The organism is Streptomyces sp. NPDC021749, from assembly GCF_040640655.1.
Classification (GTDB): Bacteria; Actinomycetota; Actinomycetes; order Streptomycetales; family Streptomycetaceae; genus Streptomyces.
On the sequence record NZ_JBFACE010000012.1, the window covers coordinates 42,387 to 69,068 of the forward strand.

A 26,682-nucleotide genomic window follows, 5' to 3' on the forward strand; every position below is an offset into this window, starting at 1 on the left:
TCCATGCACACCACGCTCACGCTGCTGGCGGACGCACCGGCACAGACGCTCCCGGCCAGATCGCTGATGGCCTTCACCCTCGCCTCGCACATCATCCTGGTGCCCCTGGGCGTCGCGCTGCCGCTGATCACGCTCCTCATGCACGGCTACGGACTGCGCCGGAACGACCCGACCGCCCTGCTGCTGGCCCGGCGCTGGTCGGCCGTCATGGCGGTGCAGTTCGCGATCGGCGTGGTCACCGGCACCGTGCTGTCCTTCGAGTTCGGGCTGCTGTGGCCGGGCATGATGGGCCGGTGGGGCGATGTCTTCGGGATCGGTTTCGGCGTCGAGGCCTGGGCCTTCTTCCTGGAAGCCGTCCTGATCGCCATCTATCTCTACGGCTGGCGCAGACTGCCCGCCCGGACCCACTTCCTGCTCGGGCTGCCGCTGCCGTTCGCCGCCCTGCTCGGCGCCTTCGGGATCCTGGCCGCCAACTCCTGGATGAACACGCCCCGGGGCTTCCGCCTCGACTCCGCAGGCAACCCCGTCGACGTGAAGATCTGGAAGGCGGTCTTCACGCCCATGTTCGGCCCGCAGTACTGGCATTTCGTGGTGGCCATGCTCGTGACCGCGGGCTACGTCGTCGCCGGTGTCTACGCCGTCGGCTGGCTGCGCGGCCGCCGCGACCGCTACCACCGGCTCGGCTTCACGATCCCCTTCACGCTCGCCGCGGTGTTCACCCCGGTGCAGTTCGTGCTGGGCGACTCCATCGCCCGGCAGGTCTTCCACAAGCAGCCGGTGAAGTTCGCCGCGATGGAGATCGTCTGGAAGACCGACACCCACGTGCCGGAATACCTCTTCGGCCGGATGCACCCGGACGGGACCATCTCCGGCGGCATCAAGATCCCCCAGCTCGACTCCATCCTCGCCGGCTTCCGCCCGGACACCAAGGTCACCGGGCTGACCTCGGTCCCCGCCGCCGACCGGCCGACGGCCACTCAGGCCACCATCGCCCACTGGACCTTCGACATCATGGTCGGCATCGGCTCCCTGCTCGTGCTGCTCGCCCTCTGGTACGCGCTGATCTGGCTGCGCCGCCGCGGGCTGCCGGCCTCACCGTGGTTCTACCGGTGCGCCGCCGTGGCCGGCGTCGCCTCCGTCGTCGCCGTCGAATGCGGCTGGATCACCACCGAGGTGGGCCGCCAGCCGTGGATCGTCTACCAGAACATGCGGGTCGCGGAAGCGGTGACGGCGACCCGCTCCACCAGTCTGTGGATCATGTTCGGCCTGGTCGTCGCGGTGTACGTGGTGGTCTTCGGCTCGTTCCTCGCGGTGCTCCTGAAGATGCGCGCCCGCTGGCGGCTCGCCGACGCCACGGGTGAGAGACCACCGCCGGCGGAAGGACCGGGGACGGATGCGGAGACGCCGGAGACGGACACGCCGTACGGGCCGCGCTCGGCGGGGAGCCGGCCGTGATCGCCGGGGTCATCGCCGTCGTGCTGCTGCTCGCGGTCGCCGCCTACGCCTGCGCCGGCGGCACCGACTACGGGGCCGGGTTCTGGGACCTGGTCGCGGGCGGCGCGGAACGCGGCAAGCGCCCCCGCCGGCTGATCGACCACGCCATGGCGCCCGTATGGGAGGTCAACAACGTCTGGCTGATCTTCGTGCTGGTCATCATGTGGACCGGCTTCCCGGTCTTCTTCCAGCGGGCGTTCACGGCCATGTGGCTGCCGCTGGCGCTGGCCGCCGTCGGCATCGTCCTGCGCGGCGCCGGCTTCGCCCTGCGCAAGCCCACCGGACGGCTGGCCGGCCGGCGCCTGTACGGCGCGATGTTCGCCGTCTCCTCGCTGCTGACCCCGTTCTTCCTCGGGGCCGCGGTCGGCGGAGTGGCCTCGGGACGCGTGACCGCGGCGACCACGGCATCCACGGACGCCTGGGCCAACCCCACCTCGGTCCTCTTCGGTCTGCTCGCCATCGCGACCACGGCCCTGCTCGGCGCGGTCTTCCTGGCGGCGGACGCCCGCCGCTTCGCCGCGCCGGACCTCGACGGCTACTTCCGGCGGCGGGCGCTGACCGCCCTGGCCGTCGTCGCCGTACTCGCCGTGATCACCCTGTTCGTCACCCACGGGGACGCGCCCCACGTCTGGCACGGGCTCACCCACGGCGTGGGACTCTTCTTCGTCGTCCTGTCGGCACTGGCCACGCTCGCCACCGCCTGGCTGCTGATCCGCCCCTCCGGGGCCTGGACCCGGGTCACGGCCGTAGCAGTGGTCGCGTCCGCCGTCCTCGGCTGGGGCATGGCACAGCGCCCGTACCTCATCCCGACCACACTGACCGTCGCGGAGGGCGCGGGCGCGCACACCACGCTCCGCTGGCTCGGGCTGGTCACCCTGGTCGCCGTCGTGCTGATCGTCCCCGCGGTCGCCCTGCTCTACTGGCTCGACACCCACGGTGAGCTGGAGGGTCTCACCGATGCCGACCTGCGGCGCACCGGTGCCGGTGACGAGGGCTGACCTCGTCCGCCGAAGGACGACGGACCGGTGACCGCGAACGACGTCCTGCTGGGCGTCGGCCTGACCGTGGCCCTCGCGGTCGGCTCCCAGATCCTCGCGAGCCGGCTGCGGATCCCCTCCCTGATCGTGCTGCTGCCGGCCGGCTTCGCCGCCGGAGCGGTCACCGACGTGGTCCGTCCCGACAAGCTCCTGGGGCCGGCCTTCGCACCGCTGGTGTCGCTGTCGGTGGCGCTGATCCTCTACGACGCCGGCCTGGGACTGGACCTGCGCCACCTCAAGGGCGCCACCCGGAGCGTCGTCGTGCGCCTCATCGTGCTGGGCGTGCTGCTCACCGCGGGGACCGTCATGGCCCTGGGGCCGGCCCTGTACGGCGTGCCGTTCGCCGCCGCCTGCATGCTCGGCGTGATCCTCGTGGTGTCCGGGCCGACCGTCGTCGCTCCGCTGCTCGAACACGTCCGGCCGTCGGACAAGGTGCGGCGGGTCCTGCTGTGGGAAGGGTCCCTGGTGGACCCGGTCGGCGGCATCCTCGGCGCCGTCGTCTTCCACTCCGTCGTCTCCGGCGGCTTCCGGACCGGCCACGGCTTCCGGGCCGCCGACTTCCTCGCCGGTCTCGCCCTGGGGCTCGCGGGCGGGGTGGTCGGTGCCGCCCTGCTGTGGTTCACCCTGCGGTGGCTCGAACTCGGCGAGACCCTCGGCACGCTCGCCCAACTGGCCACCGTCGTCGTGGTGGCCGCGGCCTGCGACACGGTCTACGACGACACCGGGCTGATCGCGGCGATCGTCACCGGGCTGATCGTCGCGAACCTCCCCGGCTTCGACATGCCCGCCCGCCGCCCGTTCTTCGAGACGCTGGTCCAGCTCATCATCGGCCTGCTGTTCGTCTCCATCTCGGCGACCGTGACGCCGAGGTCCGTGGTCCCCGTGCTGCTGCCCACCCTCGCGCTGGTCGCCGTGCTCGTCCTGCTGGTCAGGCCCCTGGCCACCGTGCTGTCCACGGTGAGGACCGAACTCACCACCCCGGAACGCGCCTTCCTCGGCTGGATGGCGCCGCGCGGCATCGTCGCGGCGTCCACCGCCACGACGTTCTCCGCCTCGCTCACCGCCGCGGGACTGCGCGGCGCCGACAAGATCCTGCCCGTCACCTTCCTGGTGATCGTGGGAACGGTCGTGGTCTACGCGCTGACGGCGAAGCCGGTGGCCGCCGGGCTGGGCGTCGCCCGTCCCGCCCGGGCCCGTCCGCTGCTGGTGGGCGGCGATCCCTGGGTGATCGATCTGGCCCGGTCGCTGCGCACCGCCGGACTCGACGTGCTGATGTGGGCCGGCCCCGCACCCCAGAGGGACCGCATCGCGGAAGCCGGAATCGAGCTGGCCGCCGGGGAGTTGATGGCCGCGGCCACCGATCCGCGGGCGCGGCTGGAGGGGGTCACCGCGGTCTTCCTGCTGACCGAGGACGACGACTTCAACGCCCTCGCCGCGATCGTCATGCGGGACAGCGTCGACGGGCCCGTGCACCGCGTCGGCCCGCCGCCGGACGGCCGCGGCGTCGTCGCCCCCTACACGGCCGGTGACACCCTCTTCGGCGCCGGCCTGCTCCGCCACGCCCTGGCGGCCCGGCACGGACAGGGCGCCCGCTTCCACGTACAGCCCGGGTCGGTCCCGCCCCCGCCGGGGTACGACACCCTGTTCGTCGTCCGGCGCGACGGCCGGCTGGAACCGGCCACCGCGGCCCTGCCGGTCACCGCGGAGGAAGGCGACACGCTGATCCTCCTCGGACCCGCGCCCGCGGCGGCTACGGATCCGGATCCGGCCGGGTGATCCCGGTCCGCTACCCCCGGTCGAGCGCCGCGTTCAGCGTGAGGGCCGCGTCGATGAGCGCGAGGTGGGTGAACGCCTGGGGGAAATTCCCCAGTTGACGTCCCGTCAGGTCGATTTCCTCGGAGTACAGGCCCAGGTGGTTGGCGTACCCCAGCATCTTCTCGAACACCAGCCGCGCCTTGTCGGTGCGTCCCGCGCGGGCCAGGGCGTCGACGTACGTGAACGTGCACAGCGAGAAGGTCCCCTCGGAGCCGCGCAGACCGTCCGGCGAGGCCCCGGGGTCGTAGCGGTAGACCAGGCTGTCGCTGACCAGCTCCCGCTCCATCGCGTCCAGGCTGGAACGCCACATGGGGTCGTCGGGCGTGACGAACCCGACCGTCGACATCCGCAGCAGCGACGCGTCCAGGACGTCACTGCCGTAGTGCTGCACGAACGCCTGCCGGCCCTCGCTCCAGCCCTTCGTCATGACCTGCTCGTAGATCTCGTCCCGGGCGCGCTGCCAGCGGTCGGCCGCGGCCGGACGGCCGTTGGACTCGGCGAGCCGCAGCGCGCGGTCGAACGCCACCCACGACATCACCCGGCCGTACGTGAAGTTCTTGCGGCCGCCGCGGGTCTCCCACAGGCCCTCGCCCGCCTGGTCCCAGTGGTCGGCCAGCCAGGCCAGGTTGGTCAGCAGCGCGTTCCAGCCCCGGTGCCCCAGCTGGATACCGTGCCGGTGCGCGAAGTAGATGCTGTCCAGGGCCTCGCCGTAGATGTCCAGCTGGAGCTGTGTGGCGGCGCCGTTGCCGATCCGGACCGGCGCGGAACCCGCATAGCCCTCCCAGTGGTCGAGGATCTGCTCGTCCAGGCCGGAGGAGCCGTCGACCTTGTACATGATGTTGAGGGGGTCGGCGTTCTCGTCGGTGCCGGCCCGTTCGTCGACCCGGTCGCCCAGCCACCCGATGAACGCCTTGGCCTCTTCGGTGAAGCCCAGCCCCAGCAGGGCGTACACCGAGAAGGAGGCGTCCCGGATCCAGGTGAACCGGTAGTCCCAGTTGCGCTCGCCGCCCAGCTGCTCGGGGAGCGCCGCCGTCGGGGCGGCCACCAGGGCGCCGCTGGGCGCGTACGTCATGAGCTTCAGCGTCACCGCGGAGCGCTCCACCGCCTCCCGCCAGCGTCCCGCGTAGCGCGACTGGCCCAGCCAGGAGCGCCAGAACGCCACGGTGTCGTCGAAGAGCCGCTGGTATTCGGCGAGCCGGATCTCCCTGGGCGGCCCGTCGGCGGCCCACGCCAGCACCACGCCGCGCTGCTGGCCCGCCCGCAGGGTCAGCGTGAAGCGCAGGTCGTCCCCGTCCGGCCGGGGGTCCACCAGCCGCTCGTCCTCGGGTTCACGGATGGGATGCAGGGTGAGTTCGGTGCCGTCGTCCGCGGCGAACACGGCACCGTGCTCGGTGACGTGCACCTGGTGGCCGGTGCGCCCGTAGTTGAAGCGCGGGGCGATCTCGACCTCGAACGACATGCTGCCGCGCACACAGCGGACCATCCGCACCAGCCGGTGACCGGCGGTGACCGTCGTCCCGGTCACGGGCATGAAGTCGACCACCTCACCGGCGCCTGCCTCGGTCATGAACCGGGTGACCAGGACCGCCGTGTCGGGCTGGTACAGCTGCTTGGTCGCTTGCGTCGCGTGCAGCGGCCGGACCGTGCAGTGCCCGCCCTTGTCCTTGTCCAGCAGTGCCCCGAAAACACTGGGGGAGTCGAACCGCGGGAAGCAGAGCCAGTCGACCGTCCCGTCCGTGGTCACCAGGGCCGAGGTCTGCAGATCACCCAGCAGGCCGTGGTTCTCGATCAGTGGGTAGTCGTCCATCGGGGCGCCCCTTTCGGCGTGCGGTCCACCCGGATGCCGCCCCCCGCCCAGCGTAAGCGGGGGCCCGGGCCCTGGCGCGCCGAGCCCGGGCCGCGCCGGGGACGGGCCGGCCGCCGAGGTCACGGACCCCTGCTGCCGGGCTGCGCCGTGGCCCGTCGGCCCGCGCGGCGCCACAGGCGTCGCTGCAGGCGGAGGGTGAGCACGCCGACCAGGACGAGCACGACGACGTTGAGCAGGAGCTGGACCAGCGAGCCCCAGGCCTCGTGCCAGTCGGCGAAGGCCAGCGAGACGGCGACGTCCGAGGCGGCGGGGATCGTGGTCACGGAGATGAAGACGCCCAGCAGGGCGCTGCCGCGCGCCTCGGTCAGCGAGACGATGCCGACCACGCCGGCGAGGAAGGCGACGACGACCGAGAAGAAGTCCGGTGTGTCGATGAGGTGGGAGACCGGCCGCAGGCCCAGGTCGAAGGCCTCGGACTGCAGATGCGCGGCCCGCGCCAGCGCGGCGAAGCCCAGCGTGACCACGATGGCCAGCGTGAAACCCACGGCCAGGGCGCGGGCCCCGTCCCGGACCCGGCGCCGGTTACCGCGGTCGAGGCCGAGGGCGATGCTGGTGATCGCGTTGTACTCGGGCCCCACGACCATGGCCGCCACGATGAGGATCTGCGAGTTCGTCATGATGCCGACCGAGCTGATCAGGCCGGCGATGACCAGGAACAGGTAGAAGGACGGCAGATAGGTGCCCTCCGACCTGATGTGCGCCTCGACCGTGGCCCACAGCGGTGCGTGGACCAGTGCGCTCGGCTGGTCCGCCTCGACCTGCTCGGCGCGGTGCGAGAACATCATCTCGACGCCGTCGACGGCGATCGACCCGGTACGGTCCACGCCCAGTTTGCGAAGGTCGCCCAGCACGCCGTTCGCGGCGCCCTTCATCACGTCGCATTCGAGGGCGTCGCCCTCCGGGAGGTGGGCCGAGCGCACGACCATGAGGTTGAGGACGCGGTCGTCCGAGCTGAGCAGGCCGACGGCCGGCTGGGTGAGTGCGGGCGGCATGACCATGCGCAAGTGGATCAGGTCCATCCGGGCCTCCGGCAGCAGTCGGACACCGGCACACGTCCACTATCACCCGCCGGGCCGTCCCGCGCCGCACGGGCACTTCCCGCCGCTCGGGCCGGGCGGCCCTAGGCGCAGTCCGCGTCGAGCCGGTCGCCGTGCAGCTGCCGTACGAGCGCGTCGCGGTGCAGATCGGCGACCGGGGCCAGGAGGTCGGGGTGGCGCAGCAGGGCCGCCGCCCGTCGGTCGCGTTCGTCGGGGTGGGTCAGCCGGCGGAAGTCGGGGGAGATCCCCGTGACGTGCTCACCGTCCGCGAGCGCGGCCACCGCGTCCTCGGCGAGCCCGGGCGTGGTGAGCAGGCAGGCGGCCCAGCTGGCCACGACCTCGTCGACCCAGCTCCGCCAGGCCTCCTCGGGGGCGTCCGGCCCGGACGCGTCGGCACCGGTGAGCCAGTCCAGCCGGGCGGAGCCGCCGGGGCCGACCAGCGCGACCAGTGCGGCGTCCGCCGCCGTGGGGTAGCGCAGCCAGGCGGCGACGGTGGCGGCCTGCCGGGCCTGGGCCTGTGCGAGGGCCGTGTCGAGGGCGCCGCCGGTGACGGGGTAGGAGCGCAGCAGCCACTGCGCGGTGGAGGCTATGACCGGCGAGATATCGGCGGACAACGGCACGAGGTCCCTTCTGTGACGTCTTCGTGGTCACGGGCGTCTGTGGCGTCTTCGTGGGGGGGCGTCCCTGGCGTCCCGGGCGGAACGGGGGCGTAGCCGGCCCGGGAAATCGGGCCTCCGGAAGCCTAGGCGCCCGGCCTATCGGGCGAAATGACGCAGCTCACGCGAAAGCCGCGAAGTGCCTTCCGGGGCCCCGGACGAGCCCCCCGCCGGCTCGCCCTCCGGGTCCCCGCGGCCCCCGCCCTCCGCCGTCCCGTCCGCGCCTCCGGGTGACAACGCGGCGCCAACCAGGGCCTGGACATCCGTCTCGCCGTTAGGGAGTGACGTGCCCGGGAACCCGTGATGACGCCCGCCGCACGGTGCGCGGGCAGCGCGGCCCGCCGTTTCAGGAGGCACTCATGGCACACGGCGGCAACATCATCGACGAACTGACCACCGACCACCGCGAGGTCGAGGACCTCTTCCGGCGGATCGAGGCCATGCCCAGCGGCCACAAGGACCGCAAGAACCTCATCGGCCAGGTGACCATCGAGCTCGTACGGCACTCCGTCGCCGAGGAGCAGTACCTGTACCCGGCGGTCCGCGAGCACGTGACCGACGGCGGCCCGATGGCCGACAAGGAACTCAAGGACCACGCCGAGGTCGAGAAGATCCTCAAGAAGCTCGAAGGCTGTTCCGCGGACGACCCGCAGCTGGACCAGCTCTTCATGAGCCTGAAGGACTCGGTCACCAGCCACGTCCAGGACGAGGAGGCCGATCTCTTCCCCCAGTTGCGCGCGGCCTGCTCCGCCGACGCGCTGGACACCCTCGGCGACAAGATCCGTACCGCGAAGAAGATGGCCCCCACCCGCCCGCACCCTTCCGCGCCCGACACCCCGCCGGCGAACAAGCTGCTGGCGCCGGGGGCCGGACTGGTGGACCGGGCCCGGGACTTCGTCACCGGCCGTGGGAAGACGATGTAGCGGCGCTGCCGGGCGGCGGCAGGGCGCCCGGCCGGGCGCAGACGCACGCCCGATTACGGGCGTATCGTCCCGATATGGTGAATGCGCGGTGCGGCAGATGCGGCAACCGGCCGGGGAGGCTGACGCGGTGACGGAGGTCTTCGGGTCCGCCGCCGCCGGGGGCTCCGACATGCTGCTGGACGCCCCCTTGGTCCAGGCCGTCCAGGAAGCGGAGGCCTCCGCCGGCCTGGTGTTCCTGCTGCCGCCGGGCGACAGCCGGCTGCACCTGACCGTCATGACGGGCATCTCCCAGCGGATCGTCGCCCCCTGGGAACGGATGCGGCTGGCCGGACCGGTACCGGTGTCGGACGCGGTCCGCGAGCGGCGCCTGGTGTGGGTCGCCGGACACGAGGACATGGCCCGCCGGTACCCCCGGGCCGCCCTCGCTCTGCCGTACGCCTTCGCGGTGGCCGCCGCGCCGATCACCGCCGACGGGGCCGAATGGGGCGGCCTGGCCCTGCTCTGGCCCGGCTCGCACCCGCCGGAACTCTCCCCGCGCGAGCACGACGGCCTCCGCGCCTGCTGCCACCACCTGGGACTGCTGCTGCAGCACGCCGCCGACACCGGCCACCCGGTCCTCCCGGGGCCCGAACCACGGATCATCCCGGCACTGCGGACCCGCGCGCCCGGTACGGCCGAGGCGCTGGCCGCCTTCGACTTCGCCGAGCGGCTGCCCGAGGGCTGCTGCGCGCTGGACCTCGACGGCCGGATCACCTTCATCACCGCCACCGCCGCGGAGCTCGTCGGCGCCACCGTCGCCGAGCTGCGCGGCGCGCTGCCGTGGGAGGCGCTGCCCTGGCTGCACGACCCGGTCTTCGAGGACCACTACCGCGCCGCGGTGATCAGCCGGCAGCCGGAGTCCTTCACCGCGCTGCGCCCGCCGGACCGGTGGCTGTCCTTCCACCTCCACCCCGACGCCGGCGGCCTCAGCGTCCTGATCACCCCGGCAGCCACCGACCGGCTGACGGACCGGCCCGCCGACCGGAGCACCGCACCGGACCTCCCCGCGGCCGGCTCCCGGCACAGCCGGCCGGCCGCCCCCGCCGCAGCCGGCCGGGCGGACGTCCTCTACCACCTGCTGCACCTGGCCGCCGCGCTGACCGAAGCGGTCGGCGTGCAGGACGTGACGGAACGGGTCGCCAACCAGATCATGCCGGCCTTCGGCATCCAGGCCCTCGCCCTGACGACCGCCGTGGAGGGACGGCTGCGGATCGTCGGCCACCGCGGATTCACCGACGAGGTCCTGGACCGCTTCGAGGGCCTGCCGCTGACCGCCGACACCCCGGTCGTCCGCGTCCTGTCCAGCGGCGTCCCCAGTTTCTTCGGCACGTTCGAGGACCTCAGACGGGCCTACCCCGATGCCGTCCTGCACGACGACACGGCCGCCTGGGCCTTCCTGCCCCTGATCGCCTCCGGCGCACCCGTCGGCTCACTGGTCCTCGCCTACGACCGGCCCTTCCCCTGGGGCCCGCAGGAGCGCGCCATGCTGACCTCCCTCGCCGGGCTCGTCGCCCAGGCCCTGGACCGCGCCCTGCTCTACGACACCAAACACCGGCTCGCCCGCAGCCTGCAGGCCGGACTGCTGCCCACCGCCCTGCCCCGGATCCCCGGACTGGACGTGGCCGCCCGCTACCTCCCGGCCGGCCGCGTCACCGACATCGGCGGCGACTTCTACGACCTCATCCGCCTCGGGGACCGCGCCGCCGCCGCGGCCATCGGCGACGTCCAGGGCCACAACGTCAACGCCGCCGCCCTGATGGGCCAGGTCCGCACCGCCGTCCACGCCACCGCCGGCGCACCCCCCGGCGAGGTCCTCGCCCGCACCAACCGTCTGCTCACCGACCTGGACGCCGGACTGCTGACCAGCTGCCTCTACGTCCACCTCGACCTCGCCGAGCACCGCGCCCGGATGGCCAGCGCCGGCCATCCGCCCCCGCTGCTGCGCCACCCGGACGGACACACCGAGATCCTCACCCTGCCGCCCGGTCTGCTGCTCGGCATCGACCCCGACACCGACTACCCGACGACCGAGATCACCCTGCGTCCCGGCAGCGTGCTCGCCCTGTACACGGACGGACTCGTCGAAGCGCCCGGCGGCGACATCGAGGAGGAGATCGCCGACCTCGCCGGCCACCTCGCCCGCTCCGGGCCCCCGCCCATGGAGACCCTCGCCGACGAGCTCCTCCGCCGCGCCGGCCTCCCCTCACCGCTCCACGACGACGTCGCGCTCCTCCTCATCGCCGCCCGGGCCGACGACGGCGGTACGGCCGCCGGCACCGGACGTGACACACCTGGAAGGGACCGCTCCGATGGCTGACCGGATCACCGACGTATGGGGACCACGCACGCCGTTCGGCGCCGGCGACCGGTGGCCGCGCCGCCCGGACCGGTACCTGACCGTGCCGGACGACGAGGTCGAGCGCTGGGTGCCGTCCGCCTGCGTGCTGTGCTCGAACGGCTGCGGCCTGGACATCGCGGTCGCCCACGGGCGCATGGTCGGCGTCTGCGGCCGGGAGGACGACCGGGTCAACCACGGCCGGCTGGGACCGAAGGGCCTCTACGGCTGGCAGGCCAACCACTCCGACGACCGGCTCACCCGGCCGCTGGTACGGTCCGGCGGCGCCCTCCGGCCCGCGGACTGGGAGACCGCGATGCGTGCGGTGACCGACCGTTCGAAGAGGGTGCTCGCCGAGCACGGGCCGCTGGCCATGGCGTTCTACACCAGCGGCCAGCTGTTCGCGGAGGAGTACTACGCCCAGGCACTGATCGCCCGCGCCGGCATCGGCACCCCCCACCTGGACGGCAACACCCGGCTGTGCACCGCCACGGCGGAATGGGCGCTGATCGAGAGCTTCGGCAGCGACGGCGCCCCCGGTTCGTACACCGACATCGACGTGTGCGACACCCTGCTGCTGGTCGGCCACAACGTCGCGGAGACCCAGACCGTGCTGTGGTCGCGGATGCTCGACCGGCTGCACGGCCCCGACCGCCCCCGCCTGGTCGTGATCGACCCGCGCTCCACCCCCACCGCCCGCGCGGCCGACGTCCACCTGGCCCTCCGGCCGGGCACCAACGTCCCCCTGCTCAACGCCCTCCTGCACGAGCTGATCACCCACGACCGGATCGACCGGGCCTTCCTCGACGCGCACACCGTCGGCTTCGAGGAACTGGCCGAGGTGACCGCGCAGTACCCGCCGGAGAGGGCGGCGGACCTCTGCGCCGTCCCGGCCGACGACATCCGTGCGGCCGCCCGGATCATCGGCGCCGGGCAGCGGCTGGTCTCCACCGTGCTGCAGGGCGTCTACCAGTCCCACCAGGCCACCGCCGCGGCCGTCCAGGTCAACAACATCAACCTGGTACGCGGCATGATCGGCCGCCCCGGCTGCACCGTCTTCCAGATGAACGGCCAGCCCACCGCCGAGAACACCCGCGAGACCGGCGCCGACGGCACCCTGCCGGCGTACCTCAACTGGCAGAACGACGCGCACGTCCGGCGGCTCGCCGACGCCTGGAACGTCGACGCCCTGCAGATCCCGCACTGGTCACCGCCCACCCACGCCATGGAGATCTTCCGGCACTGCGAGAACGGCTCGATCAGGTTCCTGTGGGTCACCGGCACCAACCCCGCCGTCTCCCTCCCCGAACTCCACCGCATCCGCGCCATTTACGGCTCCGACCGGCTGTTCCTCGTGGTCTCCGACGCCTTCCCCACCGAGACCACCGCCCTGGCCGACGTCGTGCTGCCGGCCGCGATGTGGGGCGAGAAGACCGGCTGCTTCACCAACGCCGACCGGACCGTGCACCTGTCCTCCCGGGCCGTCGACCCGCCCGGCGAGGCCCGCAGCGACTTCGACATCCTCCTGGACTACGCCCGCCGGATGGACCTCACCGACCGGGACGGCCGGCCGCTGCTCCCGTGGACCCGGCCCGAGGACGCCTGGCACGACTTCATCGCCCTCACCCAGGGCCGCCCCTGCGACCAGTCGGCCCTCACCTACGACAAGCTGCGACACGGCGGCGGCATCCAGTGGCCGTGCACCGACCGGGCGCCCGACGGCACCGAACGCCTCTACACCGACCACCTCTTCCCGACCGCTGCCGACCGCTGCGAGGACTACGGCCACGACCTGACCACCGGCGCCCAGAAGGACCCCGACACCTACCGCGCCCACGACCCCGGCGGCCGGGCCGTCCTCAAGGCGGCGCACCATCTGCCGCCGCACGAACCGGTCGACGAGCGCTACCCCCTGCAGCTCACCACCGGCCGCACCGTCCACCACTGGCACACCCGCACCAAGACGGCGCGTACCCCCCAACTCCAGGACGCCGCCCCCGAGATGTGGGTCGAACTCCACCCCGACGACGCCGCACGCGCCGGCATCGCCGAGGGCGACCTGGTGCGCGTCGCCTCCCGCCGCGGCGACCTCGTGGCCCTCGCCCTCCTGGGCGGGCCCCGCCCCGGCGTGGTCTTCGCCCCGTTCCACTACGGCTACTTCGACCAGGCCGACCCCGACCGCCACAACCGGGCCGCCAACGAACTCACCCGCACCGAATGGGACCCGGTCTCCAAACAGCCGGTCTACAAGGTCACCGCCGTCCGCATCGTCAAGGTCGCCGATGCGGCCGCCGGCGGCCGGCCCGTCGTCATCAGCGAACCCGGCCTCAGCGCCATGACCCCGCCGCCCCCGAAGGAGCGTCCATGAGCAAGACCGGCCTCCTGCTGAAGGAACTCCACGCCTCCGAAACCGAGTTGGCGGCCTCCTACCACGCCGTGGCGGAACGCCACACCGCCGACCACGGCACGTACCACCCCTGCCACACGCTCGCCGCCCAGTGCGACGCACACGCCGAGCAGATCCGCGGCTGGGGCGAGCGCCACGGAGTCGCCCTCCACCCGCCGGTCCACTCCGACCTGCTGACCGCGGCCCGCGACGCGCTACGCCACGAAACCTCCGAACTCCGCGGCCGCCGAACCGAGTCCGGCCTCCTCCTGCTGCGCGATCTGCGCCGGCTGTACGTCAAGGCCGAGACCACCCACATCAACTGGATCATGCTCGGCCAGGCCGCCCGCGCCCTCCGGGACCGGCCGCTGCTGACCGCCCTCACCCCGCTCCAGCAGCAGACCCGCACCCAGGCCGCCTGGATCACCACCCGCATCAAGGAAGCCGCGCCCCAGATCCTGCTGGCCACCGACTGAGCGGGCCGCACGGCGACGGCCGGCCGCGCCTCCTCCTACGAGGCCCGGCCGGCCAGGGGCGTCCCGCGCCACCACGACAGCTTGGCCGGGGCCCGCCGGGCGGACGTCAACCGTCCGCCCGGCGTTCCTCCGGCCGGTGTGCGCGGCTCACGCGCCGCCGGAGGAGGGGGAGTCGACGAGGTCCGGGAAGAGGGTGCGGGCGACGTGGTGGGTGTCGGCGTACTCGATGACCGAGGTGATCCTGCCGTCGCGGACGGTGTAGATGCCGAGGCAGCGGTTGTCGTAGCGGTCGCCGTGCACGGTCGTGGCCCTGGCCGTCCACTCGGCGACCACACGGTCGCCCTCGGCCACGGTGCCGACCAGCGTTATCTCCAGGGTTCCGGGGACGAAGGCCGGTCCCATGCCGCCGAGGAAGTCGTTGACGATGGCGTCGCGGCCCTGCCAGACCTTGGACACCGGCAGGCTGCCCGGGTAGTGCCAGGTCGCGTCCTCGGCGAAGCTGGCGTGGATGACCTCGGCGTCACCGTCGCGCACGGCCTCGATGTAGCGGATGACGACGGTCCTGGGGTCGGTGTTCATGATCGTGTTCCTTTGTTCGTGTGCGTTCGCGACCGGGGTTCTCCGGCCGGGGGAGACGGGTTCAGGACAGGGTGAGAACGGCTTTGCCGCGGATGTGGCGGTCGCGCAGGTCGGTGAGGGCGGTCGCGGTGTCGGCCCAGTCCGCGACGCGGCCGATCTCCGGGTGCAGCCGGCCCTCGTCGGTCAGCCGGACCAGCGCCGCCAGGTCGTCGTCGAGGCGGGTGTCCGCGTCGAGGTAGTGGAAGTGCCGGAGCACGGCCGATTCGGGGCCGTGGAAGAAGTCGAAGAAGTCGAGCGTCGCGGGGGTGCGGCTGGCCTGGCCGAACCAGATGAGCGTGCCGCGCCGGGCGAGCCGCGCCAGCGCGAGCGGAAGGGCCCGGCCGCCGGTCGACTCCAGCACGAGGTCGTAGGGGCCGCTCGCGTCGGCGACGTCATGGACGATTTCGGCGGCGCCGAGTCCGGCCAGACGGGCACCGCGTTCGGCGTCCCTCGTGACGGCGGTGACCTGCGCCCCCGCAGCGGCCGCGAGCTCGGTCACGTAGTGGCCCACGCCACCGGACGCACCGGTCAGCAGGACCCGCCGGCCCACCACGGGCCCGGCCGCGCGCAGCAGCCGCAACGCGGTGAGCCCGGCCAGCGGCAGCGCTGCCCCCTGGAGCACCGAGACCCCGTCCGGCAGCGCCGCGAGCGCGTCCGTCGGCACCGCCACGTACTCCGCCCAGCCGCCCGCCATGGGGTGGCCGACGACCCGGGTGATGCCGGTAGGGCCGCTTCCGTCGGCGGCCGGCTGCACCACCAGCCCCGCGACGTCCTTCCCGGGACGCTCGCCGGGGACCGGCCGCTCCAGCTTGAACGTCTCGCCCCGGTTGACCGAGAACGCCTCGACCTTGATCAGCGCCTCATGGGGGCGCGGGGTCGGCTCGGGGACATCGGCGAGCACCACCGGCTCGGCCGGATCCCCGGTCGGTATCAGGGCTTTCATTGCGGTCGGTCCTCCTCGGCGGCCGCCGGGGCGCTCCCCGGTGCGGCGTCTGGTGCGGTGTCGGGGACCATCCGACCGGGCGGCGGGGCGGCCCGGCCAACAACCGCACCGTCCGGCCGACAACGTGCGGTTGTCGCATAAGGTCAGCGGCATGGATCTCGACCTCGCCCTGGTCCGCGCGTTCACCACGACCGCCGAAACCCTGCACTTCGGGCGGGCCGCCGAGCAGTTGAGGACCAGTCAGCAGGCGCTGTCCAAGCGCATCGCACGGCTGGAGCAGCTGCTGGCCGTGCGGCTCTTCGTGCGCGAGGGCGGCGTCCGGCTGACCGAGGCGGGCGAGCGGTTCCTGCCGGCCGCGCACGAGGCGCTGGCGGCGGGTGAGCGTGCGATCGCGGCGGTGCACGGGGCCGGTCCGGCCGTACGGATCGACACCTGGGGCCACCTCTACGCGCCGATGCGCACCGTCGCCCAGGCCGTGCAGGCGCTCGGGCAGCTGCGGCTGGAGCCCGGTCCGGGACGCGACTGGCCCTCGGTCGCGCAGGCGCTGCTGCGCGGCGCCACCGATGTGGGCTTCGGCCGGGTGCACCCGCTGCCGGGCGGCGGTGACGCGGGGCTCACCCAGCGGCTGGTGCGGCTGGAGCCGGTCGACGCGGTGGTCGGCCCCGACCATCCGCTGGCCGGCGCGGACGCGCTGCGCCCGGCCGACCTGCGGGGGAGCATCCTGTGGTGTCCGGCCGAACTGACCCGGCTGGACTTCCTCCGCCGCTTCGCCGACGCCTTCGGCCTCACCCGGCGGCAGGACGGCCCCAACCTCGGCCTGGACCACCTCGTGCAGCACCTGCGCGGCGACCCCGCGTGCTTCACGCTCTTCCCCGCCGACGCCCCGCTGCCCGACCACGCGGGCCTGCGCGCGATCCCGCTCGTCGAGCCGGTCCCGCTGTACGCCTGGTCGCTGGCCTGGCGCGAGGCCGTCCGCCACCCGCTGCTCGACACCCTGCTCCGCGGCTTCACCGAAACCGGCCGCTCCCGGCGCTGGCTGGACTACACCCCGCGCCGCGACTGGCTCCCCGACACGGACCACGCCAAGCTCGCCGTGGGCCGGGGGGAGCACGCCCGGCGCTAGCCGCGCGGCGCCTCGCGGTCGATGAGGGTCTGGACACCGTCGAGGATGCGGTCCAGGCCGAAGGCGAGCGGGTCCTCGGCGGTGGGGGCGAAGGCGCCGGCGGCGACGGCCTTGGTCAGGGCGGGGAAGCGGTCGGCGTGCCGGTCGAGGAGCTCGCCCGTGAGGCGGTTCCACTCCTGGTCCTGCTCCTCGTCGAAATCCAGCAGCTGCTGGGCGAGGTTGCGGATCAGCCCGACCACGAGCAGGAAGACCTGGTGCCGCTGGGCCGCGGGCAGACCGGTCGGCTCCAGGGCCGCCAACGCGGCGTCCAGCCAGCCCAGTTGGTGGGGGCCCATGGCCTGGCGGCGCATCGCGGTGGCCGCGAGCAGCCAGGGGTGGGCCTGGTGGACGCCCCAGGACCTGCGGGCCCACTCGATCAGCTGCGGCCGCCAGCCGTCCCCCGCGGCCGAGAGGTCGGGCCGCTCCGCGAGCACGGCCTCGACCATCAGCTCGACCAGTTCGGCCTTGCCCGGGACGTAGCGGTACAGCGCCATCGCCGAGACGCCGAACGTGCCGGCGACCTTGTTCATGGAGACGGCTTCCAGGCCCTCGGCGTCGGCCAGCGTCACGGCGGCCTCCGCTATGCGGTGGGGGGTGAGGCTGGGCTTGGGGCCCCGGGTGGGCCGGTTCTGCTCGCCCCACAGCAGCGCGAGGCTCGCCCGCACGTCCCGCGCCTCCTTGGCCTTGGTGGTCCTGGCCACGGCGGCCTCCTTCTCCTCGCAGTCGGCGGAAGCCGGTTGACGTCCGCTCCAACTGTATATACCGTAAAGCTCACTGCTGATGGATTAAACAGTTTAGGGGGGTCACCTGCCATGCTGGGAACCGTTCTCGGAGTTTCCGCTGCCGCCGTCGTCGCCGGGCCGGCGGCGGGACTGCTGGGATATCGCCAGGTCAAGCGCGCTTCTTCGGCTCAGAAGCTGCGCATCACCGCACCCGGGGGGATCGACGAGGCCGGCTTCATCCGCATCGGAGGCATCGACCAGTACGTCTCCGTGCGCGGTGAGGACCGCGGCAACCCGGTCGTCCTGGAGCTGCACGGCGGTCCCGGCGCCTCCAACCTGGTCTTCGCGCCGCGCACCCGTGCCTGGGAGAAGCACTTCACGATCGTGCGGTGGGACATGCGCGGCGCCGGCAAGACCTTCGGCCGGGGTGGCCCGGCCGGGCAGGGCGACATGAGCCTGGAGCGGCTGCAGAGCGACGCCCTGGAGCTGACCGCACACATCCGCGCCCGGCTCGGCGTCGGCCAGGTCCTGCTGGTCGCCAACTCCTTCGGCACCTTCATCGGGCTCCGCCTGGCCCGCAGCCACCCGGAGCTGTTCTCCGGCTATGTCGGCACCGACCAGAACATCGTCGCGGGCGGCCGTGACCTGCCCTCCTACCGCGCGCTGTGCGAGCGCCTCCGGGAGTCCGGCAAGCGCAAGGAGCTGGCCGCCGCCACCGCCATGGGCCCCGATGCCACCGCCTGGAGCCCCGAACAGTGGTCGCAGTACGCCAAGTTCGTCGTCACGTCCGACCCGCTGACCTACGACACCATGAAGACCGTGGTGATCCGCTCGCTCTGGTTCTCCCCGCTGCACAGCCTCCGCGAGCTGCGCACGTATCTGAAGGGCATGAGCTTCTCCGAGCAGCTCGGGCCCGAGGCCATGGGCATCGACGAATGGGCCGAGGGGACCGCGTTCCGCATCCCGTTCTTCCTCTTCCAGGGCGACCGCGATGTGCTCACCCCGCCCGAGCCCGCCCGGCGGTTCTTCGACGATGTCACCGCACCGGTCAAGGACTTCGCGCTCATACGCAACGCCAGCCACTTCGCGTCGTTCCGGCACCCCGACCAGTTCCTGGACCTGATGCTCACCAAGGTGCGGCCCGTGGTCACCGGACGGCCTGTCGCCTGCTGACCGCGGGTGCGGGTGCGGGTACGGGTGCGGGCGGGGCCCCGGGGAGGCCAGACCTGCCCGGTGCCCGGCTGAGACCGCACCGCTCCGGCCGTAGGTGTCAGACCGCCGGGGTCGCCGCCCAGCTGGCCAGCAGCCGCAAGCGCTCCTCGGTCTGCGAACCGGGCTCGGGTGTGTAGACCACCAGCATCTGGTCCGGCTCCCCGGTCACGGTCAAGGTCTCGTAGGGCATGGTGAGTTCACCCACCACGGGATGGCGCATGCGCTTCGCCCCGGTGGTCTTCTCCTTGACCAGGTGGTCCGCCCACAGCCGACGGAAGTCCTCGCTGCCCAGCGACAACTCGCCCACCAGCGTGGCCAGTTGCCGGTCGTGCGGATGGCTGCCCGCGTCCAGTCGCAGATAGGCGACCGTCTCCGCGGCCACCGCCGCCCAGTCGGGGTACACCTCGTGCGCCTGCGGGTTGAGGAACACCTGGCGCGGCATGTTCCGTTCCCTGGGAGGCATCTGGGAGAAGCCGACGACGGCGTCGCCCAGCGCGTTCCAGGCGAGCACGTCCATGCGCCGGCCGAGGATGACCGCGGGGACCTTGTCGATGCTGTCCAGGAGGAGGCGCAGCCCCGGGCGGACCTTCTGGGGCGCGGATGCGGCGGCGGCCCTGCGGCGGGCGGCGGGCCGAGCCACCGTACGCAGGTACTCCTGCTCCGTGTCGTCAAGGCGCAGGACGCGCCCGATGGCGTCGAGCACCGCATCCGAGACGGACGGGCCACGGCCCTGTTCGAGGCGGATGTAGTAGTCGACGCTGACGCCCGCGAGCTGCGCGACCTCCTCACGCCGCAGACCCGGCACCCGCCGCCTGCCGTGACCGGGCAGCCCGACCTCCTCGGGCTGGATACGGGCGCGCCGTGAGCGCAGGAAGTCGCCGAGTTCCCGGTCCGGGGATATGTCCATGACGTGATCCTAGGCGGCGGAGCCGATCCGCTCCTGGTACTGCCAGACCCAGGAAAACGGCAGCCCTGGGTAAGGGCGGCGGCCGGGAGCAAGGTGGTTGCCGCCGGGAGACACCCGGCGGCAACCACCTCTCACCAGGAGTTCCCATGTCGTACGACACCCTCACCGGCCGTACCGCCGTCGTCACCGGAGCCGCCAGCGGGATGGGCGAGGCCACCGCCCGGCTGCTCGCCTCGCACGGCGTACGGGTGGCGCTGCTCGCCCGCCGGGCCGAGCGGCTGACGGAACTCGCCGCCACGATCGAGGCAGCCGGCGGACAGGCCCTCGCGGTCGCCGCCGACGTCACCGACCCGGCGTCCGTGGAGGCGGCCGCGGAGCGGGTGCACGCCGCCTACGGCCGGGTCGACCTGGTCGTCAATGCGGCGGGCGTGATGCTGCCCAACCCGGTCACCGCCGGCCGCGCCGACGAATGGCAGCGCATGCTCGACACCAATGTGGCCGGTGCGCTCCGCGTCATCCGCGCCTTCACGCCCGACCTGATCGCGGTGGCGGAGTCCGGCGGGACCGCGGACCTGGTCAACATCTCCTCGATCGGCGCGCACATCACCTTCCCGAATTACGCGGTGTACGGCGCGACGAAGGCCGCGCTGACGTACCTCTCGCAGTCCCTGCGCACGGAGCTGGGCCCGCGCGACGTCCGCGTCACCAACATCGAGCCGGGACTCACCGACACCGAGCTGGGCGGCCACATCGACAACGCGGAGCTCTCCGGCCAGCTGGACGGGATGTTCGACGCCCTGATCGGACTGTCCGCGGACGACATCGCGGACCTGATCGCCTACACGACCAGCCGCGCCCGGCACGTCAACCTGCGCCAGGCCATCGTGCTGCCCACGCGCCAGGCGTGAGCCGGCGAGGGGAGCGGCCCGGTGTGTGAGACCCCGCACATCGGGCCGGTGAACCTGGCCGGTGCGCGCTCATTCCGTGTATGCCTGGTATTCGCTCTCGCCCGGTTTTCGGGGCGGAGTGACCGGGATTACCCCGTGGTGCGCCGATAGCGCAGCGCAATCATCGAGAGCCTGCATCCGCAGTTCTTCGTCGAATTCCGTATTCATTGGGGGATTTTCCGAGAGGGGCAGCAGAACCGTGCATCGTCTGAAGGTGGCCGCGACCACACTTGCCGTCGGGGCGCTCGTTTCCGTCCCGGCGATCGCCGAGGGCGCCGCGAAGTCCACGTCCCAGCCGTCCACCACCACCCGCCCCTTGGCTGCCACCGCGCCCCGGCCCGCATCGGCCGGGCCGGCCGGAATTCCCGGCAGCTGGACGACGAAATTCGCCGATGAATTCAACGGGACGGCACTGTCCCGCAGCTGGACGCCCGGCTGGTTCGGCACCGGGGTCACCAAGCCGGTCAACGGCAAGGAACAGGCCTGCTACGACTCCCGCAATGCCACGCTGCCCGGCGACGGCGCCCTGCATCTGAAGGTCAAGGCCGGCCGTTCGACCTGCGGCGGGCAGACCAAGCCGAACACCGGGGCGCTGGTCAGCAGCAACGGCCGGTTCTCGTACACCTATGGGGCCGTGGAGTGGCGCGCGTACATTCCCTCCGGCGGGACGCAGATGGCCAACTGGCCCGCCCTGTGGTCCAACGGCCAGAACTGGCCCACGGACGGTGAGAACGACACGATGGAGGGCCTCGGCGGAAAGGCCTGCTTCCACTTCCATTCGCCCTCGGGCGGCCCCGGCAACTGCGTACCCGGCAACCTCAGCGGCTGGCACACCTTCGCCTCCGACTGGGAGCCCGGCAGCGTCACGTACTACTACGACGGCGTGAAGGTCGGCCGGATCGCGACGGGCATCACCAAGTCCCCGCAGTACCTCGTCATGGACCACACCGTGTCGTCGTCGATCGGCGGGCCGACCGTGCTGCCCGCGGACATGAAGGTCGATTACGTACGGGTCTGGCAGCACTGAGGCCCGCCGGGCGGGGCGAACCGCCCAACCGCCATACTGCGTGCGATCTTTCTCCCCGCCCGAAGGGAATCGCACGACGTGAACCCGCCTGCCCCCGCCTCCTTCACCCGCACCTCGGTCGCCGTCGTCGGCGCCGGGCCCGCCGGGCTGACCGTCGCGAACCTGCTCCGCGCGGCCGGCGTCGACTGCGTGGTACTGGAGGCGGAGAGCAGGCAGTTCATCGAACAACGGCCGCGCGCCGGCTTCATCGAGGAGTGGGCGGTACGCGCGCTGGACCGGCACGGGCTGGCCGGCCGGCTGCTCGAAACGGCCGAAACCCAGGACCGGTTCGAGTTCCGCTTCGACGGGCAGCGGCACACCTTCCGGACGGCCGAACTGTCCGGTCGCCGTCATTTCGTCTACCCCCAGCCGTTGTTGGTCACCGACCTGGTCGCGGCATACGTCGACGAGGCGGGCGGTGACGCCCGCTTCGGCGTGCGGGACGTCCGGCTGCACGACGTCGACGGCGACCGGCCCGCCGTGTCGTACACCGATCCGCGGACCGGGGCGCGGCACCACATCGACTGCGACGTCATCGCCGGCTGCGACGGCGCGCGCGGCGTGACACGCGCCGCGATACCCGCCGGACGGACCGTCCTGACCCGCTACGACCACGGCGTCGCCTGGCTCGCCCTGCTCGCCGAGGCCCCGCCGTCCGCCGACGGCGTGGTCTTCGGCATCCACGAGCGCGGATTCGGCGCCCATATGGCCCGCAGCCCCCAGGTCACCCGCTACTACCTCCAGGTCCCTCCCGGTGAGGACGCGGACGACTGGTCGCACGCCCGCGTCTGGGACGAGCTGCACACCCGGCTCGCCGCCGCCGGGGCCCCGCCGCTGACCGAAGGGCCCCTGCTGGAGAAGGTCGTCCTGGACATGCACAACTACGTGGTGGAGCCGATGGCGTACGGCCGGCTCTACCTGGCGGGCGACGCCGCACATCTGGTCGCGCCGATCGCCGCCAAGGGCATGAACCTCGCGATCCATGACGCCCTGCTGCTCGGCGAGGCGCTGATCGCGCACCACAACGGCGACGACTCCGGCCTGGCGGGCTACTCGGACGCCTGTCTGCGGCGGGTCTGGCAGTACCTGGAGTTCTCGCAGTGGCTCTCCGAGGTGCTGCACGGCGCCTCGTCCGGCGACCGGTTCCGGGCCGGTACGGCCTCCGCCCGGCTGCGGCGGCTGCTGGGTTCCCGTCCGGCGGCCGAGGCGTTCGCCGGGCTGTACCTCGGGGAGGGGGCCGATCTGTGAGTCACCCCGCCCGGCCCGCCGTCCCGGCGGGTGGGATGGCTCACAGGAAGCCGGAGGGTGATGCCCCGGAACGCTGGGTACGGGCCTCATGATCGCCGGGCGGGATACCGCACCGAAGTGGTAGAAATTCGGCGAAACCATCATGAGTCGCCAGGGAGAAGGGAGACGCCATGTCCTCGAAGCGCCGTCGCAAGAAGAAGGCACGCCGCAAGAACGGAGCCAACCACGGCAAGCGGCCGCAGTGCTGAGCTGAGGGCCCGACCGCCCTTGCCCGTAGCCGGCACCCCTGGGGAGGACCCCGTCAACCCCGCGGGCGCCGGCTACGCCTCCGTTCGGCCCGTCATGGCCCCCGCGGCGCGGCCGGCCTGCCCTCAGCGCCCGGAGCAGGGCTGCGTCAGGGCTTCGTCAGGGCGTCGGCTATCCGGAGGGTGGCCTGGACCTGGGTGGCATCGCGGCGGACCGGGTTGAACGACAGGACCGCGCGCCGCTGTTGGTCCCGCGTGGCAACCATGGCCGAGGCGTAGCCGAATTGTTCGCCGGACTTCCCCCAGAGGGTGATCCCGTTCACCGTGACCGTCTGCAGCCCCGCGCTGTAGCGCGCCGGGGTGCCGTCCGGCATCCGCACCTTTTCCGGCGGCAGCGTGAACATCCGGTCCAGCTCACGGGGTGGCAGCAGCTCACCGGAGAACAGGGCGGTGAGGAAACGGTCCAGATCGCCGGTGGTGGAGATCATCTCGCCCTCGCCCCAGGCGGCCGACTGATCGAAATCGGTGATGTCCAGCAGGGTCCCGTCCGTCATCTTCATATAGCCGTGCACATGCGGACCGTGGATTCGCGGGTCGTTGCCCGGCACGCAGGTGTGCCGCAGGCCGAGCGGGCGCAGGATGCGGTCGGCGACGACCTCTCCGTACGGCCGGCCGGTCAGCCGCTCGATCAGCAGCGCCAGCAGGACGTAATTGATGCCGCGGTACTCCTGGGCGCTGCCGGGCGGGAACTTCATCGAGCCGTGCGAGACGAGCGCGACGAGCTGTCGGGGCGTCCACCGGTCGTAGCGGTGCCGGGCGACGGCCTCGGGCGTGGACAGGTCCGGTTCGCCCTGCTCGCGAGGGAGCCCGCTGGTGTGGTTCAGCAGTTGCAGCACCGTGATCGGCGGGAACCCGGCCGGCAGCAGGCCGGGCAGCTCGCGCTGGATCGGCGACTCCACCGCGACCCGGCCCTCGGCGGCCAGTTGGAGCACCACCGTGGCGACGAAGACCTTGGTGATGCTGCCGACGCGGAAGGTGTCGTGAGCCCGGACCGCCCGGCCGGTGTCCCGGTCGGCGACGCCCGCGGTGCCGTACCACCGGCCCGCCGAGCCGCTCACCCGCACCTGCGCCGCGGTCAGCTGCGGATGCTCCAGATCGCCTATGGCGGCCCGCAGCGCCGCAACGTTCAGCGGAGGCACCGGGGGAACGGGCGGGACGGACGGGGCGGACTCGGCGGAAGGGACGGAAGGGACGGGCCGGTGCGGTGGCCGCGGGCCGGGAACGCGTCCGGCGGCCTGCGCGAGGCCCGACGTCGCCACGACCGCCGCCCCCGACAGCGCCGCACCCACAACTGCCCTGCGGGACAAGGAAGAAGAACTCATGTGACTCAGCATGAGGAAAACCCGCCGCGATTCCTTCAGGGCTTTCCCCGACCCGACCCTGACCGGTCCCTGAGACATCCCTGACCCGGCCCGGGTCACCGCTCCACGGACGGCACGACACGACAGGTCACGGCACGGCACGCCACGGTGGGCCGCGGCACGGCACGACCCGTTAGGCCACGGCTCGGCACGGCACGAAGGGCGCATCAGACCGTGACATTCACTCGCAAACCCCTGGCTAACAGGAAACTTCAGTATGTGATCTAGAATCGACGGATGATCTTCATTGTCGTCAAGTTCCCCGTGAAGCCCGAGCACGCCGAGGAGTGGCCGCAGCACGTCCACGCCTTCACCGGCGCCACCCGTGCCGAACCCGGCAACCTGTGGTTCGAGTGGTCGCGCAGCCTGGAGGACCCGAACACCTACGTCCTCGTCGAGGCGTTCCAGGACGACGCCGGCGAGGCGCACGTCAACTCCGACCACTTCCGGGCCGGCCTGGAGGCCATGCGCCCGCTGCTGCGCAGCACCCCCGAGATCGTGAGCACCACCATCGAAGGCGCCCACGGCTGGAGCGCGATGGGTGAACTCACCATCGACTGACGACGAGCGACCGCGCTGTCCCCGGCCGCTCAGCCTCCCCGGCCGCTCAGCCGACCAGGTGGTCGAGGAACCAGTCCCGGGCGCGCTCGGCGACCTGGTCCAGCGCGCCGTGCTCCTCGAAGAGGTGGGTGGCGCCGGGGATGACGTCGAGGCGGGTCTCGCAGCGCAGCGCGGATTCCGCCTCGCGGTTGAGGTCGAGGACCAGCGGGTCGTTGCCGCCCACGATGAGCAGGGTCGGCGCGCGGACACCGGCCAGCAGCGGCCCGGCGAGGTCCGGGCGGCCGCCGCGGGAGACCACGGCGCCGATGTCCGCACTGGGGGAGGCGGCGGCCCGCAGCGCGGCGGCCGCCCCGGTGCTCGCGCCGAAGTAGCCGATCGGTACGGGGACGCGGCCGCGCAGCCACTCCGTGGCGTCGGTCAGCCGCTCCGCCAGCGTCTCGACGGCGAAGACGTTCGCCCGGTTGGCCTCCTCCGCCGGTGTGAGCAGGTCGAAGAGCAGGGTGCCCAGTCCCGCCCGGTTGAGGGCGGCGGCGACCAGGCGGTTACGGGGGCTGTGCCGGCTGCTCCCGGACCCGTGGGCGAACATCACGGCCGCCTTGGCGCCCGCCGGCAACATCAGATCGCCGGTCAGCCGGACCCCGGCGGCGTCGATGGTCACTTCCTCCTCGACGTCCACGTCCTCCACGGGAGCCGCGCCCTCCTCGGCGCCCAGGTCGTTCCCGGCGTCCGGCTTCTCGTCGGCGGTCGTGCCGGCCCCCGTGGCGTGCCGGGCGGCGGCCTGCGCCAGCAGGGAGACCACTTCGTCGTCGGGGGTCTGGGAGAAGTCCCGGTACCACTCGCCCACGGCGGAGAACCCGAACGGCGTGGAAAGGCAGACGAATTCATCGGCGCTGCCGCGGAGCCGTTCGGCCGCGTCCGGTGGCGCCACCGGCACGGCCAGCACCACCCGGGCCGCGCCCTGCGCCCGTACCACCTCACAGGCGGCGGCCGCCGTGGAGCCGGTTGCGACGCCGTCGTCCACCAGGATCGCGGTCCGTCCCTCAAGGGACAGCCGGGGGCGTCCGGCGCGGAACTTCTCCGCCTGGCGTACCAGTTCCGCCTCCTCGGCACGCTCGACGGACGCCAGATCCGCCTGGCCGAGGTGGCCGCGACGGACGATGTCGTCGCTGATCACCCGTACGCCGCCCTCCCCGATGGCGCCGAACCCCAGCTCGCGCTGGTACGGGACGCCCAGTTTGCGGACCACGATCACATCGAGCGGCGCATGGAGCGCCCGCGCCACCTGGAAGGCCACCGGTACCCCGCCCCGCGGCAGGCCCAGCACCACGGGCTCTTCCTCCGCCAGCTGTCCCAGTGCTTCGGCAAGGCGCTGACCTGCGTCGACGCGGTCGGTGAACAGCACGATGCGCACCCCCTGCCCAGGGGACGGACGTCACGTCCCTACCTGTCTCGGAGCCCGTACACCTGTCTTTGACGTAACCGCAAGTGGAGAGCGGGCGCAAGTCGGGCCGGCCGCCGTCGGCCGCGTACCGGCGTAGGTGCACGACGGTGGTTACCGTCGCGGA

At 72.6% G+C, this 26,682-nt stretch carries 22 protein-coding genes; 13 read left to right on the forward strand and 9 right to left on the reverse strand.

The genetic code is table 11. The annotated features are described in order from the left end of the window. Positions 1 to 3 precede the first annotated feature (3 nt). Genes AB0G35_RS14400 through AB0G35_RS14410 form a run of 3 tightly spaced genes read left to right on the forward strand, consistent with a single transcriptional unit; the run spans position 4 to position 4,307 of the window. Complete coding sequence (locus AB0G35_RS14400; protein ID WP_360948319.1) at positions 4 to 1,455, forward strand: cytochrome ubiquinol oxidase subunit I; 1,452 nt, start codon at positions 4 to 6, stop codon at positions 1,453 to 1,455. Then, positions 1,452 to 2,492: a cytochrome d ubiquinol oxidase subunit II gene (locus AB0G35_RS14405; RefSeq protein ID WP_360948321.1), complete on the forward strand. Its 1,041-nt coding sequence runs from the start codon at positions 1,452 to 1,454 to the stop codon at positions 2,490 to 2,492. The genes AB0G35_RS14400 and AB0G35_RS14405 overlap by 4 nt, the downstream gene beginning before the upstream one ends. 27 nt (positions 2,493 to 2,519) lie before the next feature. Continuing rightward, positions 2,520 to 4,307 (forward strand): cation:proton antiporter, encoded by a 1,788-nt coding sequence (locus AB0G35_RS14410; RefSeq protein ID WP_360948323.1) that lies wholly within the window; start codon positions 2,520 to 2,522, stop codon positions 4,305 to 4,307. 10 nt (positions 4,308 to 4,317) lie between these two features. On the opposite strand, the gene AB0G35_RS14415 is transcribed toward AB0G35_RS14410, so the two are convergent. The 3 genes from AB0G35_RS14415 to AB0G35_RS14425 form a co-directional block, all read right to left on the reverse strand. Then, complete coding sequence (locus tag AB0G35_RS14415; RefSeq protein WP_360948325.1) at positions 4,318 to 6,153, reverse strand: glycoside hydrolase family 15 protein; 1,836 nt, start codon at positions 6,151 to 6,153, stop codon at positions 4,318 to 4,320. 119 nt (positions 6,154 to 6,272) lie between these two features. Beyond that, positions 6,273 to 7,232 carry a DUF389 domain-containing protein gene (locus tag AB0G35_RS14420; RefSeq protein WP_360948327.1) on the reverse strand — a complete coding sequence of 320 codons (960 nt, stop codon included), beginning with the start codon at positions 7,230 to 7,232 and terminating at the stop codon, positions 6,273 to 6,275. Positions 7,233 to 7,333: 101 nt separating this feature from the next. Next, positions 7,334 to 7,864 (reverse strand): hypothetical protein, encoded by a 531-nt coding sequence (locus tag AB0G35_RS14425; RefSeq protein WP_360948606.1) that lies wholly within the window; start codon positions 7,862 to 7,864, stop codon positions 7,334 to 7,336. 401 nt (positions 7,865 to 8,265) lie between these two features. Between AB0G35_RS14425 and AB0G35_RS14430 the strand changes: the two genes are divergently transcribed. From AB0G35_RS14430 to AB0G35_RS14445, 4 genes are all read left to right on the forward strand, one after another. Further along, positions 8,266 to 8,829, forward strand: coding sequence for a hemerythrin domain-containing protein (locus tag AB0G35_RS14430; RefSeq protein WP_360948329.1), 564 nt, complete (start codon positions 8,266 to 8,268; stop codon positions 8,827 to 8,829). Positions 8,830 to 8,998: 169 nt separating this feature from the next. Continuing rightward, positions 8,999 to 11,185 (forward strand): SpoIIE family protein phosphatase, encoded by a 2,187-nt coding sequence (locus tag AB0G35_RS14435; RefSeq protein ID WP_360948608.1) that lies wholly within the window; start codon positions 8,999 to 9,001, stop codon positions 11,183 to 11,185. Beyond that, on the forward strand, positions 11,178 to 13,571 hold the full coding sequence (locus AB0G35_RS14440; RefSeq protein WP_360948331.1) for a nitrate reductase: 2,394 nt from the start codon (positions 11,178 to 11,180) through the stop codon (positions 13,569 to 13,571). Before AB0G35_RS14435 ends, AB0G35_RS14440 begins: the two co-directional genes overlap by 8 nt. Further along, on the forward strand, positions 13,568 to 14,065 hold the full coding sequence (locus AB0G35_RS14445; RefSeq protein ID WP_360948333.1) for a hypothetical protein: 498 nt from the start codon (positions 13,568 to 13,570) through the stop codon (positions 14,063 to 14,065). The genes AB0G35_RS14440 and AB0G35_RS14445 overlap by 4 nt, the downstream gene beginning before the upstream one ends. Before the next feature lie 147 nt (positions 14,066 to 14,212). Here the strand turns inward: AB0G35_RS14445 and AB0G35_RS14450 are convergent, their stop codons facing one another. Beyond that, on the reverse strand, positions 14,213 to 14,644 hold the full coding sequence (locus tag AB0G35_RS14450; RefSeq protein ID WP_360948335.1) for a nuclear transport factor 2 family protein: 432 nt from the start codon (positions 14,642 to 14,644) through the stop codon (positions 14,213 to 14,215). A 61-nt stretch (positions 14,645 to 14,705) separates the two neighbouring features. After that, complete coding sequence (locus AB0G35_RS14455) at positions 14,706 to 15,626, reverse strand: zinc-binding dehydrogenase (RefSeq protein ID WP_360948337.1); 921 nt, start codon at positions 15,624 to 15,626, stop codon at positions 14,706 to 14,708. 151 nt (positions 15,627 to 15,777) lie between these two features. On the opposite strand from AB0G35_RS14455, the gene AB0G35_RS14460 reads away from it, so the two are divergent. Then, the gene (locus AB0G35_RS14460; protein ID WP_360948339.1) at positions 15,778 to 16,749 is read left to right on the forward strand and encodes a LysR family transcriptional regulator; all 972 of its coding nucleotides are present in this window, start codon (positions 15,778 to 15,780) and stop codon (positions 16,747 to 16,749) included. Here AB0G35_RS14460 and AB0G35_RS14465 read toward each other — a convergent pair. Next, a complete protein-coding gene (locus AB0G35_RS14465) occupies positions 16,746 to 17,489 on the reverse strand; it encodes a TetR/AcrR family transcriptional regulator (protein WP_360948341.1) in 744 nt (247 codons plus the stop codon). The two genes, AB0G35_RS14460 and AB0G35_RS14465, sit on opposite strands and share 4 nt — an antisense overlap. Before the next feature lie 111 nt (positions 17,490 to 17,600). Here AB0G35_RS14465 and AB0G35_RS14470 point away from each other — a divergent pair, with 111 nt between their 5' ends. Next, positions 17,601 to 18,683 carry an alpha/beta hydrolase gene (locus AB0G35_RS14470; RefSeq protein WP_360948343.1) on the forward strand — a complete coding sequence of 361 codons (1,083 nt, stop codon included), beginning with the start codon at positions 17,601 to 17,603 and terminating at the stop codon, positions 18,681 to 18,683. A gap of 97 nt (positions 18,684 to 18,780) precedes the next feature. Here AB0G35_RS14470 and AB0G35_RS14475 read toward each other — a convergent pair whose 3' ends face one another. Beyond that, positions 18,781 to 19,629, reverse strand: a complete 849-nt coding sequence (locus tag AB0G35_RS14475; RefSeq protein ID WP_360948345.1) for a helix-turn-helix transcriptional regulator — start codon at positions 19,627 to 19,629, stop codon at positions 18,781 to 18,783. A gap of 146 nt (positions 19,630 to 19,775) precedes the next feature. On the opposite strand from AB0G35_RS14475, the gene AB0G35_RS14480 reads away from it, so the two are divergent. The 3 genes from AB0G35_RS14480 (at position 19,776) to AB0G35_RS14490 (ending at position 22,890) form a co-directional block, all read left to right on the forward strand. Next, positions 19,776 to 20,537 carry an SDR family oxidoreductase gene (locus tag AB0G35_RS14480; protein WP_360948347.1) on the forward strand — a complete coding sequence of 254 codons (762 nt, stop codon included), beginning with the start codon at positions 19,776 to 19,778 and terminating at the stop codon, positions 20,535 to 20,537. A gap of 238 nt (positions 20,538 to 20,775) precedes the next feature. After that, the gene (locus AB0G35_RS14485; RefSeq protein ID WP_360948349.1) at positions 20,776 to 21,603 is read left to right on the forward strand and encodes a glycoside hydrolase family 16 protein; all 828 of its coding nucleotides are present in this window, start codon (positions 20,776 to 20,778) and stop codon (positions 21,601 to 21,603) included. A 78-nt stretch (positions 21,604 to 21,681) separates the two neighbouring features. After that, a complete protein-coding gene (locus AB0G35_RS14490) occupies positions 21,682 to 22,890 on the forward strand; it encodes a 4-hydroxybenzoate 3-monooxygenase (RefSeq protein ID WP_360948351.1) in 1,209 nt (402 codons plus the stop codon). A gap of 394 nt (positions 22,891 to 23,284) precedes the next feature. Here the strand turns inward: AB0G35_RS14490 and AB0G35_RS14495 are convergent, their stop codons facing one another. Beyond that, entirely contained in the window at positions 23,285 to 24,517 is a 1,233-nt protein-coding gene (locus AB0G35_RS14495; protein ID WP_360948353.1) for a serine hydrolase domain-containing protein, read from the reverse strand. Between the two features lie 276 nt (positions 24,518 to 24,793). Here AB0G35_RS14495 and AB0G35_RS14500 point away from each other — a divergent pair, with 276 nt between their 5' ends. Beyond that, a complete protein-coding gene (locus AB0G35_RS14500; RefSeq protein WP_360948355.1) occupies positions 24,794 to 25,117 on the forward strand; it encodes a putative quinol monooxygenase in 324 nt (107 codons plus the stop codon). A gap of 46 nt (positions 25,118 to 25,163) precedes the next feature. Here AB0G35_RS14500 and AB0G35_RS14505 read toward each other — a convergent pair whose 3' ends face one another. Continuing rightward, on the reverse strand, positions 25,164 to 26,519 hold the full coding sequence (locus AB0G35_RS14505) for a phosphoribosyltransferase family protein (RefSeq protein WP_360948357.1): 1,356 nt from the start codon (positions 26,517 to 26,519) through the stop codon (positions 25,164 to 25,166). Positions 26,520 to 26,682: the final 163 nt, after the last annotated feature.